At 53.8% G+C, this 16829-nt stretch carries 16 protein-coding genes; 15 read left to right on the top strand and 1 reads right to left on the bottom strand.

The window, feature by feature from the left end; translation table 11 throughout:
• The first annotated feature begins 51 nt into the window (after positions 1–51).
• From folD to ACE99V_RS03710, 15 genes are all read left to right on the top strand, one after another.
• On the top strand, positions 52–924 hold the full coding sequence (gene folD, locus ACE99V_RS03780) for a bifunctional methylenetetrahydrofolate dehydrogenase/methenyltetrahydrofolate cyclohydrolase FolD (protein WP_400489938.1): 873 nt from the start codon (positions 52–54) through the stop codon (positions 922–924).
• A gap of 4 nt (positions 925–928) precedes the next feature.
• Complete coding sequence (gene xseA, locus ACE99V_RS03775; protein ID WP_400489937.1) at positions 929–2302, top strand: exodeoxyribonuclease VII large subunit; 1374 nt, start codon at positions 929–931, stop codon at positions 2300–2302.
• Entirely contained in the window at positions 2277–2531 is a 255-nt protein-coding gene (xseB, locus tag ACE99V_RS03770) for an exodeoxyribonuclease VII small subunit (RefSeq protein ID WP_400489936.1), read from the top strand. Before xseA ends, xseB begins: the two co-directional genes overlap by 26 nt.
• Complete coding sequence (locus ACE99V_RS03765) at positions 2531–3427, top strand: polyprenyl synthetase family protein (protein WP_400489935.1); 897 nt, start codon at positions 2531–2533, stop codon at positions 3425–3427. Before xseB ends, ACE99V_RS03765 begins: the two co-directional genes overlap by 1 nt.
• Before the next feature lie 174 nt (positions 3428–3601).
• On the top strand, positions 3602–5488 hold the full coding sequence (dxs, locus tag ACE99V_RS03760; protein WP_400489934.1) for a 1-deoxy-D-xylulose-5-phosphate synthase: 1887 nt from the start codon (positions 3602–3604) through the stop codon (positions 5486–5488).
• Complete coding sequence (locus ACE99V_RS03755) at positions 5485–6303, top strand: TlyA family RNA methyltransferase (RefSeq protein ID WP_400489933.1); 819 nt, start codon at positions 5485–5487, stop codon at positions 6301–6303. Before dxs ends, ACE99V_RS03755 begins: the two co-directional genes overlap by 4 nt.
• Before the next feature lie 114 nt (positions 6304–6417).
• Complete coding sequence (locus tag ACE99V_RS03750) at positions 6418–7254, top strand: polysaccharide deacetylase family protein (RefSeq protein WP_400489932.1); 837 nt, start codon at positions 6418–6420, stop codon at positions 7252–7254.
• A 245-nt stretch (positions 7255–7499) separates the two neighbouring features.
• Positions 7500–8357, top strand: coding sequence for an NAD(+)/NADH kinase (locus ACE99V_RS03745; protein WP_400489931.1), 858 nt, complete (start codon positions 7500–7502; stop codon positions 8355–8357).
• A gap of 5 nt (positions 8358–8362) precedes the next feature.
• A complete protein-coding gene (ahrC, locus tag ACE99V_RS03740) occupies positions 8363–8812 on the top strand; it encodes a transcriptional regulator AhrC/ArgR (protein ID WP_400489930.1) in 450 nt (149 codons plus the stop codon).
• 14 nt (positions 8813–8826) lie between these two features.
• Positions 8827–10551 carry a DNA repair protein RecN gene (gene recN, locus ACE99V_RS03735; RefSeq protein ID WP_400489929.1) on the top strand — a complete coding sequence of 575 codons (1725 nt, stop codon included), beginning with the start codon at positions 8827–8829 and terminating at the stop codon, positions 10549–10551.
• A 161-nt stretch (positions 10552–10712) separates the two neighbouring features.
• A complete protein-coding gene (gene spoIVB / locus ACE99V_RS03730; RefSeq protein ID WP_400489928.1) occupies positions 10713–12047 on the top strand; it encodes a SpoIVB peptidase in 1335 nt (444 codons plus the stop codon).
• A 235-nt stretch (positions 12048–12282) separates the two neighbouring features.
• Positions 12283–13071 carry a sporulation transcription factor Spo0A gene (spo0A, locus tag ACE99V_RS03725; RefSeq protein ID WP_400489927.1) on the top strand — a complete coding sequence of 263 codons (789 nt, stop codon included), beginning with the start codon at positions 12283–12285 and terminating at the stop codon, positions 13069–13071.
• 351 nt (positions 13072–13422) lie between these two features.
• Complete coding sequence (locus ACE99V_RS03720) at positions 13423–14409, top strand: HD domain-containing protein (RefSeq protein WP_400489926.1); 987 nt, start codon at positions 13423–13425, stop codon at positions 14407–14409.
• Positions 14410–14468: 59 nt separating this feature from the next.
• Positions 14469–15041 carry a beta-class carbonic anhydrase gene (locus ACE99V_RS03715; RefSeq protein ID WP_400489925.1) on the top strand — a complete coding sequence of 191 codons (573 nt, stop codon included), beginning with the start codon at positions 14469–14471 and terminating at the stop codon, positions 15039–15041.
• Positions 15038–15898: a metallophosphoesterase gene (locus tag ACE99V_RS03710; RefSeq protein ID WP_400489924.1), complete on the top strand. Its 861-nt coding sequence runs from the start codon at positions 15038–15040 to the stop codon at positions 15896–15898. The genes ACE99V_RS03715 and ACE99V_RS03710 overlap by 4 nt, the downstream gene beginning before the upstream one ends.
• On the opposite strand, the gene ACE99V_RS03705 is transcribed toward ACE99V_RS03710, so the two are convergent.
• The gene (locus ACE99V_RS03705) at positions 15895–16761 is read right to left on the bottom strand and encodes a LysR family transcriptional regulator (protein WP_400489923.1); all 867 of its coding nucleotides are present in this window, start codon (positions 16759–16761) and stop codon (positions 15895–15897) included. The two genes, ACE99V_RS03710 and ACE99V_RS03705, sit on opposite strands and share 4 nt — an antisense overlap.
• Between the last annotated feature and the right edge of the window lie 68 nt (positions 16762–16829).

Genomic DNA, 16829 nt, shown 5'->3' with positions numbered 1-16829 from the left:
ACCCTTCGAACAGTACACTAGAGACAACAGAACGAAGGAGGTTTCTTTCTCATGGCAGCCACAATCCTCGACGGGAAAGAAGTAGCGAAGTCCATCCGCGCGGAAATGACGAACGAAGTGGAGAACTTGAAAAAACAAGGGTTGACCCCAGGTTTGACTGTGATATTGGTAGGAGAAGACCCTGCCTCTCACTCCTATGTAAAAGCAAAAGAAAAGGCGTGCCAGGAGATTGGCATTCAATCCGAGGTCATTCGCATGGACGCTTCCATCAGTCAGAAAGAGCTGTTGGAAACAATCGAACGGCTGAACCAAAATCCGAACGTTCATGGCATACTGGTGCAACTGCCACTGCCATCCCATATCTCTGAACACGCTGTAATCGAGGCAATTCGTCCGGAAAAAGATGTGGACGGGTTCCACCCGATCAACGTGGGGAACCTGGTGATCGGCCAGGAAGCGTTTCTTCCCTGCACACCGCACGGCATCGTTGAACTGATCAAGCGCACCGGTACACGGCTCGACGGAAAACACGCGGTCGTCATCGGGCGCAGCAATATTGTCGGCAAACCGGTAGCCTTGCTTTTGCAGCAGGAAAATGCGACTGTAACGATGTGCCACTCCCGCACGAAAAATCTGGAGCAGCTTACCCGTCAGGCGGATATCCTCGTCGTGGCGGTAGGCAAAGCGCACATGATCGGTAAAGAGCACGTAAATCCGGGGGCTGTCGTCATCGACGTAGGCGTAAACCGCATGGATAGCGGAAAATTGGTCGGCGACGTCAAGTTCGACGAAGTGAAGGAAATTGCCGGCTTTATCACGCCGGTACCGGGCGGTGTAGGTCCGATGACGATCACCATGCTGTTGAAAAACACGATTGAGGCAGCGAAGAAACAAGCGTTGCTGCCAAACGGAGTAAAGGGATGATGGTATGACGACCCATCAGGTTTGGTCCGTCAGTGAACTAAACCGCTGTATCAAGCAGGTTCTTGAGCAGGACGACCGCTTGAGCGACGTCTGGGTGAGGGGAGAGATCTCCAATTTCACCCACCACTCCAGCGGCCATATGTACTTTACCTTAAAGGACAGGGACTCCCGTCTGAAAGTAGTCATGTTCGCGAGCCACAACCGATTTTTGCGTTTTCTCCCCAAAGATGGAACCAAGGCGATCGTGCGTGGTTCCATTTCTGCCTATGAGCGGGACGGTGCGTATCAGCTCTACGCGAGGGAAATGCAGCCGGACGGGTTGGGTTCGCTTTACCTCGCGTTCGAGCAGCTGAAGGCAAAGCTGTCGGCCGAAGGGCTGTTTGCACCCGAACGAAAACGTCCGCTGCCGCGCTTTCCGAAAAGAATAGGGGTAGTCACTTCTCCTACCGGGGCAGCGATTCGCGACATTTGCACAACCATCCGCCGGCGATATCCGCAGGCGGAAATCATTTTGTCGCCCGCCATTGTCCAGGGAGCGGAAGCCCCCTTCTCGATTGTCTCCGCCATCCACATCATCAATCGCCACCCGGAAGTGGACGTGTTGATCGTCGGCCGCGGCGGAGGCTCCATCGAAGAGCTGTGGGCGTTCAACGACGAGCAGGTGGCGAGAGCCATCGCTGCGTCGCGGATCCCTGTCATTTCCGCCGTGGGGCATGAGACAGATGTCACCATCGCCGATTTTGTCGCTGACGTACGCGCTGCTACTCCCACAGCTGCTGCAGAACTGGCGGTTCCGCACTACCTGGAGTGGGTGGAACGTCTCCATCAGCTGGAGGCACGTATGCATCGCGCCCTGCACGGCAGCCTGACGGAGCAGCGCAAGCGGCTGGAGCGGCTGCAGCATTCCTACGCCATGTGTCGTCCGCAGCGCCGGCTCGAGGAGGCGCAGCAGCGGCTGGACGCTTTGCAGCTGCGGATGGGACAAGCAATGAAACAGCTCGTGTCTCGCCGGCGTGAGCGGCTCCAGTTCTTTTCTCAACAGGTACAGCGCTATCGACTGAAAGACCAGACCGGCAAACGACGCGAGCAGCTCGAAAAAAACCGGCTGCGATTGCAGCAGCTGATCCACCAGCGGCTAAAGCAGTCGCGAATGGAATGGGTGGGACGGGTGGCCCAACTGGACGCATTAAGCCCGCTTAAGGTGATGCAACGGGGCTTTTCGTTGGTGTACAAGGACGGAGAGTTGGTCAAATCGGTCAATCAGTTTGCTCCAGGGGACAGTCTCGTGATACGATTAAGTGATGGCAGCGTGGCTGCAAACGTGGAACAGATATCCCGGGAGGAGAAGCAACATGGCTCGCAAGAAAGCAGAAAATGAGACTGACCTGCATTTTGAAGAAGCGATGAAGCGGCTGGAGGAGGTTGTCCGCCGACTGGAGGAAGGGGATATTCCTCTGGAGGAGGCAATTGTTCTCTATCAGGAAGGGGTAAACCTTTCCCGGATTTGCGGACAGAAATTGGATGCGATTGAAGCGAAAATTACACAGTTGGTCGAGGAAGACGGCCAGCTGAAGCAAAAACCGTTTCGCGTGGAAGGAGAGGCGTAATGGTCGGCTCTCTGAAAACCTATCTGGAAGAGAAAATCGCTTATATCGAACAACACCTGCTGCCGGGTTTGGAGAGGGAAGGCGTACCCGCAACGCTGTTTGAATCGATGAAATACTCTCTGCTCGCGGGCGGCAAGCGGCTTCGTCCGATGCTCGTCCTGGCGGTGCTGGAAGCCTTCGGCAAACCGCTGGAGCGTGGCATTCCGTATGCAGCCGCACTGGAGATGATACACACCTACTCTTTGATTCACGACGATCTCCCGGCGATGGATGACGATGATCTGCGCCGCGGGAAGCCAACCAATCACAAGGTATTCGGCGAAGCGACGGCGATTTTGGCAGGTGACGCACTTTTGACCCGGGCGTTTGGCTATATCGCTGAAGCTTATCTCGCTCACCCCGAAGTAAAGGCGGAGACGACGGTCAAGCTGGTGGCCGAATTAGGCAGAAGAGCCGGGGCTGCCGGCATGGTCGGGGGACAGATGGCAGATATCGAAGGGGAAGGAAAGCAGTTGTCGCTTGAGGAACTGGAGTACATCCATCTGCATAAAACCGGCGATCTGCTGATTGCGGCCCTGCGCGGCGGCGGCTATCTGGCCGAAGCTACTCCATCGCAAATGGACGCTCTTACCCGATACGGCCTGTGCATCGGCCTCGCGTTTCAAATTCAGGACGACATCCTCAATGTAGAGGGGAATGCGATGCTGCTGGGAAAAGCAGTTGGAAGCGACGCGAATCGCAAAAAAGCCACCTATCCCTCCCTGTTGGGACTGGAAGCATCCAAGCAGCGTCTGGCCGCCCTGGTTGCGGAAGCAAAAGGGGCAATCGCGGACGCAGGTCTTTCCCACTCGGCCCTGGCACCGCTCGCCGATTACGTGATGGAGCGGAACAAATAACGAAAGGAAAGCTGGTTTTCCGCAAAGGGAGACCAGCTTTTTGCTTGCGACAGGATGGCGCGTTTTGAACAAGAAAGTGGTGTTTTGCTAGAGAAACCGTTATAATGAATCAAGCCGAGTGAAGCGCTGCAGCATATCGATCACAGGAGAATGAGTGGAAAGTGAGGCATACCTATGCTGCTTACGAAGATCAATAGTCCTCAAGAATTGAAAAAATGTACGCTGCCACAGCTGTATACATTAGCAAACGAAATCAGACAGTTCCTGGTGGAGAACCTGGCGAAAACCGGAGGCCACCTGGCCCCGAACCTCGGAGTGGTGGAGTTGACCCTGGCTCTTCACTACGTATTCAACAGTCCGGTTGACAAGCTGATCTGGGACGTCGGGCACCAGGCCTATGTACATAAAATACTGACCGGTCGCCGCGAGCAGTTCCCGACCCTTCGCCAGTACAAAGGATTGTGCGGCTTTCCGAAGATGAGTGAAAGCCCTCATGACGTTTGGGAGACAGGGCACAGCAGCACCTCTCTCTCCGCGGCGATGGGAATGGCCACCGCTCGCGATTTGAAAAAGGAAAAAAACCACGTTGTCGCAATTATCGGGGACGGTGCCTTGACGGGCGGTATGGCCTTTGAAGCACTGAACCACATCGGTCATGAACGGAAAAACGTGATCGTCGTGTTGAACGACAACGAAATGTCGATTGCCCCCAACGTCGGGGCTCTGCACAACTATCTCGGCAAACTGCGCTCCGCCAACAACTACCAGCGAGCCAAGGACGAGCTGGAACATCTGCTGAAGTCGATCCCTGCAGTGGGCGGCAAGCTGGCGCAGCTGGCAGAGCGATTTAAGGACAGCATAAAATACATGCTGGTGTCGGGTATTCTGTTTGAAGAACTGGGTTTTACCTACATCGGGCCCATTGACGGTCACAACCTCGAGCTGCTGCTGGATTCGCTAAAAACGGCCTCGCAGACCAAAGGTCCGGTGCTGATCCACGCCATAACCAAAAAAGGGAAGGGGTACGCCCCGGCAGAAGCGGATTCGGTAAAATGGCACGGTGTGGGAACCTACAAGATCGAATCGGGCGATACTCCCAAATCAGCGCCGACATACACGTCGGTCTTTGCCGATACGATGATACGGCTCGCCAAGGAAGATTCGCGCATCGTGGCTGTTACCCCGGCCATGCCGGCCGGCTCCGGTTTGTTGAAGTTCGGCGAACAATTCCCGGAGCGGCTGTTTGACGTCGGGATTGCCGAGCAGCACGCCTGTACGTTTGCAGCCGGGCTTGCGACACAGGGCCTCAAACCGGTGTTCGCGGTCTACTCCACATTTTTGCAGCGTGCCTACGACCAGCTGATTCACGACGTGGCGCGGCAGAAGCTCAACGTCATCTTCGCGGTGGACCGCGCCGGGCTGGTAGGAGCCGACGGGGAGACCCACCAAGGGGTGTACGACATTGCCTTTATGCGTGCGATCCCCAACATGGTGATCATGGCGCCGAAGGATGAAAATGAACTTCAGCACATGATGAAAACAGCGATTGCCTACGACGATGGTCCGATATCGTTCCGTTACCCTCGCCTCAACGTCCGCGGGGTAAAAATGGATGAGGACATGCAGGTGCTGCCGATTGGAAAAGCGGAGATCGTCCGTGAAGGAAAGCGCGTCGCCATCCTTTCGTTCGGTCATATATTTGAAGTCGCAGAGAAGGCCGTTGACATACTCAATCAGGAAGGCATATACCCGATGCTGGTCAACGCCCGCTTCTGCAAGCCGCTGGACGAAGAGCTCCTGCTCCGTCTGGCCCAGGAGGGTTATGACATCATTACGGTAGAGGAAGGCTCGGTGATGGGCGGCTTCGGCAGCGCCGTACTGGAGTGCTACGCTCGCGCCGGCTATCACCAGGTAACCGTACAGACCATTGGCGTACCCGATTACTTCGTCGAGCACGGCAGCGTGAAGGAACAGCGTCAGGAAGTGGGACTCACGGCTGAAATGATCGTCGCGCGCGTCCGATCGCTTCTTCCGGTTTCAAAGGGCGTCGTGGAAGCATGAGAAAAGAACGCGTAGACGTATTGCTGGTTGAACGGGGACTGTTTGAGACGAGAGAAAAGGCAAAGGCGGCGGTGATGGCTGGGCTGGTTCTCGTCGGGAACGAACGCTGCGACAAGCCCGGGACCAAAGTGGCGGAAGACGCCGCCATTACGGTGAAGGGTGAAGTTCACCCGTACGTGAGCCGCGGCGGATTGAAGCTGGAAAAAGCCCTGCGGACCTTTGGCATTGACCTGAAGGGAAAAGTGATGATGGACATCGGGGCGTCCACCGGCGGGTTCACTGATTGCGCCCTGCAGCATGGAGCCAGATTGGTGTACGCCATCGACGTGGGCTACGGGCAGCTCGCCTGGTCGCTTAGACAGGATGAGCGCGTCGTGGTGATGGAGCGAACCAACTTCCGCCACATGAACCCGGACAACTTTACCCACGAGCTGCCTGATGCTGCTTCGATTGACGTGTCGTTCATTTCCCTGAAACTGATCCTGCCTGTTCTGTACTGCTTTTTGAAGCCGGGCGGGGAGGTTCTTGCGCTGGTCAAGCCGCAATTCGAAGCGGGCAAGGACAATGTGGGGAAAAACGGCATCGTTCGCGACCCACAGATCCACGAAGCCGTGTTGCGTGATATCGGCAGCTTTGCCCGGGAATTGGGCTTTCAGATCAAAGGCGTCAGCTATTCTCCGATTACCGGAGGAGAAGGCAACATCGAGTTTCTTCTGTATTTGCAAAAGCCTCCTGCAGTCGGCGGTTTGGAACCGGAAGCATGGCTCACCGAAGTAGAGCAGATTGTGCGGGCGGCGCACAAGGAATTGCGTTGAATAAGAGTCCCCTGGCGGTTTTGGGTACCGTCGGGGGACTTTTTTCTGTTTCCCAACCTTTTCGGGAAGAAAGGCGGCAAGAAGGGATAATCTAACGGTAGGGGAGGTGCAACCATGCCAAGATTTTGGCTCGTTCTTACTGCTTGCCTGTCCGTATTTGCAACCGCATGCCAGCCTTTGGCGAACCAACCTCAACAAATCCTGCAGCGCCCATCTGCAAGCACCTATTCGCTTCCAGACCAACAGCTTAAAACGTCGATCTTGAACCGGCACCGCAGTCTCACTCCCCGCTTTTGGGGCGAAAACGTCCCGGGCGTAAAGCGAAGGCTTGCCACAAAGGAGAAGGTGATCGCCTTAACCTTGAATGCCTGCGGCGGACCGAAGGGGGACCAGTACGATGCGGAACTGATGCATTTTTTGCGTCAGCAAAACGTTCCGGCGACGCTGTTCATCAACAGCCGCTGGATCGATGCCAACTATTGGACCTTCATGGCCCTGTCCCGCAATCCTTTATTTGAGATTGAGAACCACGGATTCTCCCATAAACCGCTCTCCGTCAACGGCAAACAGGCATTGGGAATTCAGGGAACGCGCAATCCAGGCGAAGCGGTTGACGAAGTTCTGAAAAACCACCGCAAAATTCAATGGAACACGGGACGGCAACCAAGGTTTTTTCGCTCCGGAACCGCATACTACGACGAGGTGGCCGTAAAAATCGCCAACGACTTGGGGGAAACGGTGGTCAATTACAACGTGCTCCCAGATTCGGGAGCGACCTTTACCAGTGAACAGGTAAAAAATGCACTTCTTTCGGCAAAACCGGGTTCGATTGTCCTGTTGCACATGAATCAACCGAAAAAGGAGACGGCAGAGGGCGTCAAGAAAGCAATACCTGAACTGAAACGAAGAGGGTTTCGTTTTGTAAAGCTTCAGGACTATCCATTGCAATAAAATAACCCACCCGGCAGTAGCTAACGCTTCACCCACTCGGCTCTAGCTAGCGCTGTGCCGAGTGGGGTCTTTTGCTGCGCCGGGCGGGGCCCCAAACCCTTTCCAAGTAAATGTATAGGTTGTTGATCTAATAAATTCCTATCTAGTCAATCAGCGCTGTCTTTGCAGCGCTTCTTTTTTTTATGCAAAAGTGGATGTATACTTGTATAAGGAATTTCCAAACCAACAACGTTTGGGGTGGCTGTGTGAAAACGATTGGAATCGTAGCAAATAAGGGGAAACCGGAAGCGCGGATTGTAGCCCGGGAGCTCCTCTACCTGCTGGAAGCAAGAGGGGCCCGCGTCGCGCTCGAAGAGAATATTGCAACCGATCTGGGCAGAACGGACATTGCAGCCACGGTCGATCAGCTCGGCCGGGATACTGACTTGGTTTGTGTCCTTGGCGGCGACGGAACGCTCCTGGGGATCGCCCGCAAGCTGGCGGGACAGTCACGGCCCATCCTGGGGATCAATTTGGGAACGCTCGGCTTCCTGTCTGAAGCGGAACCGGAGCATCTGCCGCACGCAGTGGACAATCTTTTATCCGGTGCCTATGACATTGAAGAGCGGACCATGCTGGAAGCGACACTTGTGCGAAATGGAGTCACGCTCGCCAGCTATACAGCCATGAACGATATCGGCATCGCAAAGGGATCGTTTTGCCGGATCATTCAATGTGCGGTCTATTTGGACGACGCGTATGTGGCCACGTTCAGCGGAGACGGTGTGATTGTCTCGAGTCCGACGGGATCAACCGCCTACTCGCTTTCTGCAGGCGGACCGATTGTGGCGCCCAACGTCGACATGCTGCTATTGACACCGGTAGCGCCGCATTCATTGACGGCCCGGCCGATGGTGTTGTCGGCTGATCAGGTGATTCGCATCGAAGTGGATGCGGTTCATCAGGAGATGGGTTTGTCCATCGACGGTCAGTTCGGCTATCGCCTGGAAATCGGAGACCATATTTACGTGAAGAAATCACCGCACGTCACACCGCTGATCCGGTGGAAAAAAGGCGCCTTTTTTGAAGCAATTCGAACGAAATTACAAGGTGAATGGGAGTAATGCAAATGAATAAAGGCCAAAGGCATATTAAAATTCGCGAAATCATCAGCAACAACGAAGTGGAGACGCAGGATGAGCTGGTGGACCGCCTCCGGGAATCGGGCTTTAACGTAACCCAGGCAACGGTGTCCCGTGACATCAAGGAACTTCATTTGATTAAAGTTCCGCTCCCGGACGGTCGGTATAAATATTCAATGCCGACCGAGCAAAAATACAATCCGACACAAAAGCTGAAACGGATGCTGGTGGACTCCTTTGTGAGTATGGACCACGCCGATCATTTCATCGTGCTGAAAACACTGTCGGGCCATGCGAATGCCGTTGCTGAGCTGATTGACAACCTGCCTTGGCAGGAGATCATGGGCACCATCAGCGGTGACAATACGATATTAATCATTTGCCGTTCGAAGGATGTTTCAGAAGAAGTCGCGCAACGCTTTATGGACATGATGTAAGGGTGGGTTGACAGATGCTCGTTGAATTGTCCATTCGCAACTTCGCTATCATTAAATCGGTTACGATTTCCTTTCAACGCGGCCTGAACATTCTCACCGGGGAGACGGGGGCGGGAAAATCCATCATTATCGATGCGCTCGGACTTCTTCTGGGAGGACGAAGCTCTGCCGACTTTGTTCGTCACGGAGAGACCCGGGCGGAAGTGGAGGGATTGTTTGAACTGCCGCCAGGCCATCCGGCGCTGGGCATATGCGAAAGCGTCGGAGTGCAGGTGGAAACGGACGGGATGCTGGTCGTGCGCCGCGACATTTCCAGCCAAGGAAAAAGCATTATTCGCATCAACGGTCAACTTGTGACACTGGCCATGCTGCGAGAACTGGGACCGTGGCTGGTCACCGTTCACGGTCAGCACGATACCCATGCCCTCATGCAGTCGGACAAGCATATCAACTGGCTGGACGCCTACGGCGAGGCACGGCTGGATGCTGCGAAAAAAGAGTATACCCAGCTTTATTCAGCGTATCGCCGCACGCGTCAGGATCTGGAACGGATGGCCCGAAACGAGCGGGAGCTGGTTCAGCGCATCGACCTGTTGAGCTATCAGCTGAACGACATCGAGTCGGCATCCCTGCAGCCGGGGGAAGATGAAAAGCTGCTTTCGCAACGGAAAAAGTGGATGAATATCGAAAAAGTATACGCCGGTATTCAAGACGCTTACAACGCTCTGTACGGTGATCAGCGGGGGATGGACTGGCTGGGTCACGCCATGAGCGAGCTGGAACGACTCGTGCCATACGAAGAAAATCTGGCGCCGATCTTGGAAACTGTGCAGACCGCCTATTACCAGATGGAAGATGTCGTTGCCCAACTGCGCCAGATGAGCTACAACATGGACTTTGAGCCGGAGCAGCTGGCGGAAGTGGAGCGACGGCTGGATGTGATTCAATCCTTGAAACGCAAGTACGGCAAAAGCGTCGACGACATTTTGGAGTACGCTGCGGCTATTCAGGACGAATTGGAAGAAATTCAGCATTACGACGATCGACTGCAGCAGCTGGAAGCACGCTTGCGTGAACTGGCTGCAGATTTGGCGGTGGAAGCGCTGGAGCTGTCCATGATCCGGCGTGAGTGCGCGGAACGGCTGGCTTTTGAAATTGAGCAGCAGCTGAAGGAACTGCACATGGAACGGGCACGCTTTGCCATTGAAGTCCGGCAGACAGCGGATGAACACGGTGTTGAAATCGAGGGCGTCAAACGGTATGTGGACGCCAACGGGATGGACCAGGTAGAGTTTCTGATTTCTCCCAATCCCGGAGAGCCGCTGCGTCCATTGGCCAAAATCGCATCAGGCGGGGAACTGTCCCGTGTCATGCTGGCGATCAAGACCATTTTGGCAGGTACCGATCAGGTGGAGACACTGATTTTTGACGAGGTAGACACCGGGGTAAGCGGACGGGCTGCCCAAGCGATTGCGGAAAAACTGGCACGGGTCGCTCAAAAGCGGCAGGTGCTGTGCATCACTCATCTGCCGCAGGTTGCGTCGCTAGCCGACGCCCATTTCCTGATCCGCAAAGAAATGAGCGACAATGAGACGATGACCGTCGTGCAACCGCTGAGCGATGAGGAGCGTGTCGTTGAGCTGGCACGAATGCTTGGCGGAGCGGAAGTGACCGCGAAAACGAAAGAGCATGCCCAGGAGATGATTCTGTTGGGCAGACAACGAAAAGCTGTCAATTGAATTGGACGGCTTTTTCTTTTGGAGTCTTACCGGACGCAGCATCCGCTTGGACGGGTGGGGAATTTTCCTGACATAATCCATCAGTCCGTCGGCAACATTATTAGTACATAAGGTGGAGGTGTAGTCGTAGGTGTAGGTAGGGAACGTAGGAGTGATTGCAGGTGATCCGTCACAACAGAAGAAAATGGATGGGAAGTTTGCTTCTGCTCATCACAGCGATAATCGTAAGTTCAACCCCGTTCCGCGACCTTTCTTCGTTTCCCCGAGAATTGCGCATGTTTGAGGGGTCTTTGCAGCAACTACGCGTATCTATGCCTGTCATGGGTACACTGATTAACAGCAATCCGGATATTTTGCACGTAAACGGCACAAAAGCGCGAGAGGTCTCCATCGATCTCAGCAAACCGTTGTCCGTTGAACCCAGGCAAGCAGGCGAAGCTCAATTGCAGCTGAAGTGGAACAATATACCGCTCAAAGCGGTCAAGGTGAATGTTCTTCCCGATTTGCGGGTAATCCCCGGCGGCCAATCCATCGGCGTCAAGCTTCAAACGGCAGGCGTCCTGGTAGTTGGACATCATCTTGTGAACAGCGGAAAGGACAAGCTCTCCCCAGGAGAACAAGCGGGTGTTCATGTCGGGGACATGATCATCAGAATGAATGATCTATACATCAACGATATGTCGGATGTGAAAAAGCTGGTCAATGAGGCCGGAGTTAAGAACGAGCCTCTGCAGCTTCTGGTGGTACGCGGCAAGGAAAAGCTGTCCCTTCAACTGACACCGGCCAAGGACAACAAGGACGAAGAGTACCGCATGGGGTTGTACATCCGCGACTCTGCTGCCGGAGTGGGTACACTCACGTTTTACGAACCGAAATCAAAAGCGTACGGAGCTCTCGGTCACGTGATTTCGGACGTCGATACCGGTCAGGCGATCGTCGTGGGGGACGGGCAGATTGTCCAGGCCAGTGTCACCTCCATTGAGAAGGGGCAAAGCGGCAACCCTGGAGAGAAATTCGCCCGCTTTTACAACGAAAGCCAGGTTCTCGGTTCCATCTCGAAAAATACGCCGTTTGGGATTTTTGGGAAGATGAAGGAAGAACCGAAGCGAAGCTTGTACAGAGAGCCGATCCCTATCGCGCTGGCCGAACAGGTAAGGGAAGGGCCGGCGAAAATATTAACCGTGCTGGACGGACAGCAGGTAGAGGAGTTCGACATCGAGATCGTCAACGTGGTGAAACAGCATTTTCCGGCAACAAAAGGGATGATTATCAAAATCACGGACAAGCGGTTGCTGGAGAAGACGGGCGGAATCGTGCAGGGCATGAGCGGAAGCCCGATTATTCAAAACGGAAAAATGGTTGGGGCAGTGACACACGTGTTTGTCAACGACCCCACATCAGGATATGGCTGCTACATTGAGTGGATGTTGCAGGATGCTGGGGTGTCTGTCCGGACCGTGACAAACGCCCGGAACGTCGAGGAAAAGGCAGCATAAAATGAATATCAGAGGAGACCGCCGCTTTTTTCCGGCGGTTTTTTCTTCTATGGATTTGTAAATTTGTCGAAATATCGGAAAAATCATTCAATCTTTCGTCATTGGCAGGAACTGCATTTGCCTTGTCGAATAATTTTTAGTGTAAAGACGGTATGGACTTTTTTCCACATAAACTTCTGAGATCCGCACACGCACCTTCTTTCCAAACAGACCGAGATTGTAAGGAGGAACGAACTTGAGCAAGATTGAAGTGTTATTGGCAGACGACAATCGGGAATTTGTAAATTTGTTGGAGGAGTACATCAGCAGCCAGCAAGATATGAGCGTCATGGGTGTCGCGTACAACGGAAATGACGTCATCCGCTTGTTGCAGGAACGCGTGCCGGACATTCTCATTTTGGATATTATTATGCCGCATTTGGACGGATTGGCCGTGTTGGAACAAATTCAAGCGATGCGATTGTCCCCGCAACCTAAAATCATTATGCTGACCGCTTTCGGTCAGGAAGAGATTACGAAAAAGGCAGTGGAGCTGGGTGCTTCCTACTACATCTTGAAGCCGTTTGACATGGAAGTGCTGGCACAACGCATCCGTCAGATCATCACCAGCAAGGCGACCGGCTCATTCGTATCCGCAGTAAAACCGCAAACCACGCTCGCCGTCAAAGGGCGCAACCTGGACGCCTCCATCACCAACATCATTCACGAAATCGGTGTGCCGGCTCATATCAAAGGCTACCTGTACCTGCGTGAAGCAATCACCATGGTGTACAACGACGTGGAACTGCTCGGGTCAATTACAAAAGTGCTCTACCCGGACATTGCCAAGAAATTCAACACCACCGCCAGCCGCGTCGAGCGTGCCATCCGCCACGCGATTGAAGTGGCCTGGTCCCGCGGCAATCTGGACTCCATCTCCAATCTGTTCGGCTACACCATTTCCAATACGAAGGCAAAGCCGACCAACTCCGAGTTTATCGCGATGGTGGCGGACAAGCTGCGGATTGAGGCGAAGATCAGCTAAGAGAGACGGGGCAGGGGTTGAACCCCATACATTTTTTCATCTCACCCGATAAATCAATTTGATTTATTGGGTTTTTTCATTTCAATAGCAGCCTGTAACTCATCTTGGCTTCGTTCGCTGAATAGAATGAGGAAATCGGAGGGGGGATATGTATGTCCCGGGGACTGATTTGGATTCACGTGAAAAAACTGGGAGTATCTTTTCTCGCAGCAATACCATTCTGATTGGACCATCGCTTTTTTTCTTATACGGTTTCTTCAACGATTTAATGGGGGATTACATACGGTTATTCACCTAAACAGTCAAAACAAGTGCATATTTCATTACCATTTGGGAACAGGAGTGGAACAAATGCATTCCAGTACGGTCATCACCGACCCGCTATACGGCACATGGAACGTGGACGGCGTCCTGGCAGAGTTGCTTCTCTCCCGGCCGGTCCAAAGGTTGAAACGCATTCACCAAGGGGGAGCCAGCTATCTGGTGAACCCGATCTGGAACGTGACAAGGTATGAACATTCTGTAGGCGTCATGCTGCTGCTTCGCAAGCTGGGAGCCGGATTGGAAGAGCAGATCATGGGGCTTCTTCACGATGTCTCTCACACCGCATTTTCCCATGTGGCGGATCTTGTTTTTCAGAATCAACAGGAAGATTTTCACGAGCAGATTTTCGAGCAGGTGGTGCTGCATTCCGATGTTCCGGAGATTTTGGACCGCCATGGCCTGCAGGTAACTGACCTGTTCCAAAAATCGTTTCCGCTGCTGGATCGGCAGCTTCCCGGGCTGTCGGCAGACCGGATCGACTATACGCTGCGCGACATGTACAGCTACGGCAAAACGACCAAACGGGAAGTGGATCAGTTTTTGGAATCGCTGATCGTACAGGAAGGCATTATCTGCACCGATTCCATCCCTCGCGCGGAATGGTTCGTGCAGTTGTTCTATCAGGAAGTGATTGAGTTTTTTCTCGATCCGCTCAACCTCTACGGCTATGAGATGCTTTCACAGGCGATCCGCCTGTCACTGGAGAAAGGTGTGTTAAACCGCGAGCATCTCCTGTTGGATGACGAAACCGTCATGGGTCGCATGAAAGAGAGCGGGGACCCGCAAATCGTTCCGCTCCTGGAACGCATTCATCCCCGGGTGCGGGTGACGGAATCGAAAACCAATTACCAGTTTCATCGAATCAACAAACTTCGCACGATCGACCCTGATGTGTTGATCGAAGAAGGCAGGCTCATTCGGGCGTCAGAGGCGTCCAATCGTGTGAAAATCCAGACGGAACAAGCCCGCAAACGCGCATTGGCCGGGACGTACGTCAAAGTTTTGGATTGGTGAATGGGAAAGAACCATGTACAATAGAGAAAAGACGGTTTGAGAAAGTAGGTGTTGCAGTAGTGAGCACGCTCATCGAAATCCTGGAGTATAATCGCGAGTTTGTCGACCATAAGGAATATGAAAAGTATCACACGACCAAATTCCCCGATAAACGGCTCGTCGTTCTCTCTTGCATGGACACACGTCTGGTAGAGCTGCTGCCAAAGGCGATGAATTTGAAAAACGGCGATTTCAAACACGTCAAAAGTGCGGGAGCGATTGTTTCCCATCCCTTCGGCAGTATCATGCGAAGCATTCTGGTTGCGATTTACGAACTAAATGCACAAGAAGTCATTGTCGTCGGCCACTACGACTGCGGGATGAGTACCATCAACGCAGAGCAGATGCTGGAAAAGATGAGGCAGCGAGGCATTTCTGAGGAGACGATCGGCGTCCTTCAAAACTCAGGAATCAATCTGGGAAAATGGCTGCACGGCTTTGATGATGTGGAGGAAAGCGTAAAGACAAGCGTGGAAACGATACTCAATCACCCTCTGCTTCCCGCAGGAATACCCGTTCATGGTTTGATTATTGATCCGGTAACAGGGAAGCTGGATTTGATCGTGAACGGATACGAGCGGACACCGAGATGAATCAGGCTCGGTTACAGCCCATCAACCGGCGCCGGTTTCTTAAGCGGGGATTGATGTGGCTGGCAGCGGCAGCAGGCCTCGCGGTCGGTGGCGGAGGGTACTCGGTTTTGGTTGAGCGCCGCTGGCTGATGATACGTTCCCTGGCACTGACGCTTCCGTCTTTGCCGAACCCGTTCAAGGGTGTGAAACTGGTGCAGTTCAGCGACGTTCATCTCGGGCATTATTACGAGGCGCAGGACCTGCAAAAGATTGCTGAACTCATATTGAAGCAGCAGCCTGATGTGATTTGCTTCACCGGTGATTTGGTCGACGAAGATCATGAAGAGCTGGCACAAGTCGTACCCGTCTTGCAAAAAATGGAGGCGCCCTTGGGCAAGTTTGCCGTGTTGGGCAACCACGACTATCGGGCGGGTGCCGGCAGGGTGGTGAAAGCTCTGGAACGGGGAGGATTTCACGTCCTTCGAAACAGCCATGTTCGCGTGCAGCGGAATGGTTCCTCTCTCTATATGGCGGGTGTGGACGACGCGCTGTATGGCGATGCTGATTTGCCCCGAACCTTGCAGGGAATCCCGGATCAGGCGTGTACCATACTCCTGGCTCACGAACCGGATGTGGCTGTCCGCGCAGCCGCTCATCCCGTTGCCCTGCAGCTCTCCGGTCACAGTCACGGCGGCCAGGTGCGGCTGCCGTTTTGGGGCCATGTGCTGACACCGCCTCTGGCTCGAAAATACGTGGACGGGTGGCACGCCGTGGAGGAAAGTAGACTGCAGGTATTCGTGAACCGAGGGCTGGGTACGACGATTTTGCCGATCCGGTTTCTATGCCGTCCTGAACTGACCGTAATCACACTGAACTAGTACATCGTTTTAACCCACTGGACAAACCTTTGAAAAGGTTCGTCCTCTTTTTTGTGGTGCAAATAGGCGATCAGAGTGGGACGGGTCAGTTCGCCGCCGGCTATATCATGTCCGACGAGGCTGCCGTTTTGCAATTCCTCTTGTATGGTGCGCTCGGGCAGCATGGTGACCCCGAGGTTTTGCTGCACCATTTTTTTTACGGCACTGAAGCTGTCCAACTCCATGATGACGTTGGGATACACGCCGTTTTGAGCGAGAAAACGGTCGACTCGCTGGCGAAACGGAGCGGTATGATTGCCAAACGCGATCACTTCCTGCCTGCCCCAGTGGGCCATGCCGGGAAACTCGTTCGCCCAACCGTGCTCGGGGGAAATGACCAGCAAAATCCGGTCGTCCGGGAGGAACTCCTGATGCAGCTGCGGGTGATAAACCTCACTGCCCAGAAAGGCAAGATCCGCGGTGCCTGTCAAGAGCGAAGTGATGGACTCTTCAAACAGCGTGGAGCGAACGTAACAGGTGAAATGCGGATGGGCCTTGCGGTACTCGCCGATCAGCCGGGGCAATTCATAGGAGGCGAAAGCTTTTCCGGCAACGATGGAGAGCGATTGGCGAGACTCCTTTTCGCGCAAAAAGGAGCGCAGATGTTCCACCACCGACGTGGCGACCGGCATAAGCCGACGCCCTTCGTCTGTCAGGGTCACACCTGCTGCCGTACGAACAAAAAGAGGCGCCCCTACATACCGTTCCAGCTGCTTTAACCGGTGTGTCACGGTCGATTGGGCAAGAAACAAGGCGTTGGCCGCCCGGTTGATGGAACCAAATCGCGCGATATTCAAAAACACCTCCAGGCTTTCCAGATCCAAAGGACTCTCCTGCCTTTCTGTTATCGATACGATTGATAACCTGCTATCGATATTCTATAACAAAGAAG

The organism is Brevibacillus soli (assembly GCF_044759095.2).
Taxonomy (GTDB): domain Bacteria; phylum Bacillota; class Bacilli; order Brevibacillales; family Brevibacillaceae; genus JBIYSM02.
This window is presented reverse-complemented; position numbering and strand designations above follow the sequence as displayed.

Excerpts from the sequence above, each read along its gene's own strand:
- ACE99V_RS03750 (WP_400489932.1), top strand. The coding sequence starts at position 6,418 with ATGCCAAGATTTTGGCTCGTTCTTACTGCTTGCCTGTCCGTATTTGCA.
- ACE99V_RS03755 (WP_400489933.1), top strand. The coding sequence starts at position 5,485 with ATGAGAAAAGAACGCGTAGACGTATTGCTGGTTGAACGGGGACTGTTT.
- ACE99V_RS03765 (WP_400489935.1), top strand. The coding sequence starts at position 2,531 with ATGGTCGGCTCTCTGAAAACCTATCTGGAAGAGAAAATCGCTTATATC.
- folD (WP_400489938.1), top strand. The coding sequence starts at position 52 with ATGGCAGCCACAATCCTCGACGGGAAAGAAGTAGCGAAGTCCATCCGC.
- ACE99V_RS03710 (WP_400489924.1), top strand. The coding sequence starts at position 15,038 with ATGAATCAGGCTCGGTTACAGCCCATCAACCGGCGCCGGTTTCTTAAG.
- ahrC (WP_400489930.1), top strand. The coding sequence starts at position 8,363 with ATGAATAAAGGCCAAAGGCATATTAAAATTCGCGAAATCATCAGCAAC.
- ACE99V_RS03720 (WP_400489926.1), top strand. The coding sequence starts at position 13,423 with ATGCATTCCAGTACGGTCATCACCGACCCGCTATACGGCACATGGAAC.
- xseA (WP_400489937.1), top strand. The coding sequence starts at position 929 with ATGACGACCCATCAGGTTTGGTCCGTCAGTGAACTAAACCGCTGTATC.
- recN (WP_400489929.1), top strand. The coding sequence starts at position 8,827 with ATGCTCGTTGAATTGTCCATTCGCAACTTCGCTATCATTAAATCGGTT.
- xseB (WP_400489936.1), top strand. The coding sequence starts at position 2,277 with ATGGCTCGCAAGAAAGCAGAAAATGAGACTGACCTGCATTTTGAAGAA.
- dxs (WP_400489934.1), top strand. The coding sequence starts at position 3,602 with ATGCTGCTTACGAAGATCAATAGTCCTCAAGAATTGAAAAAATGTACG.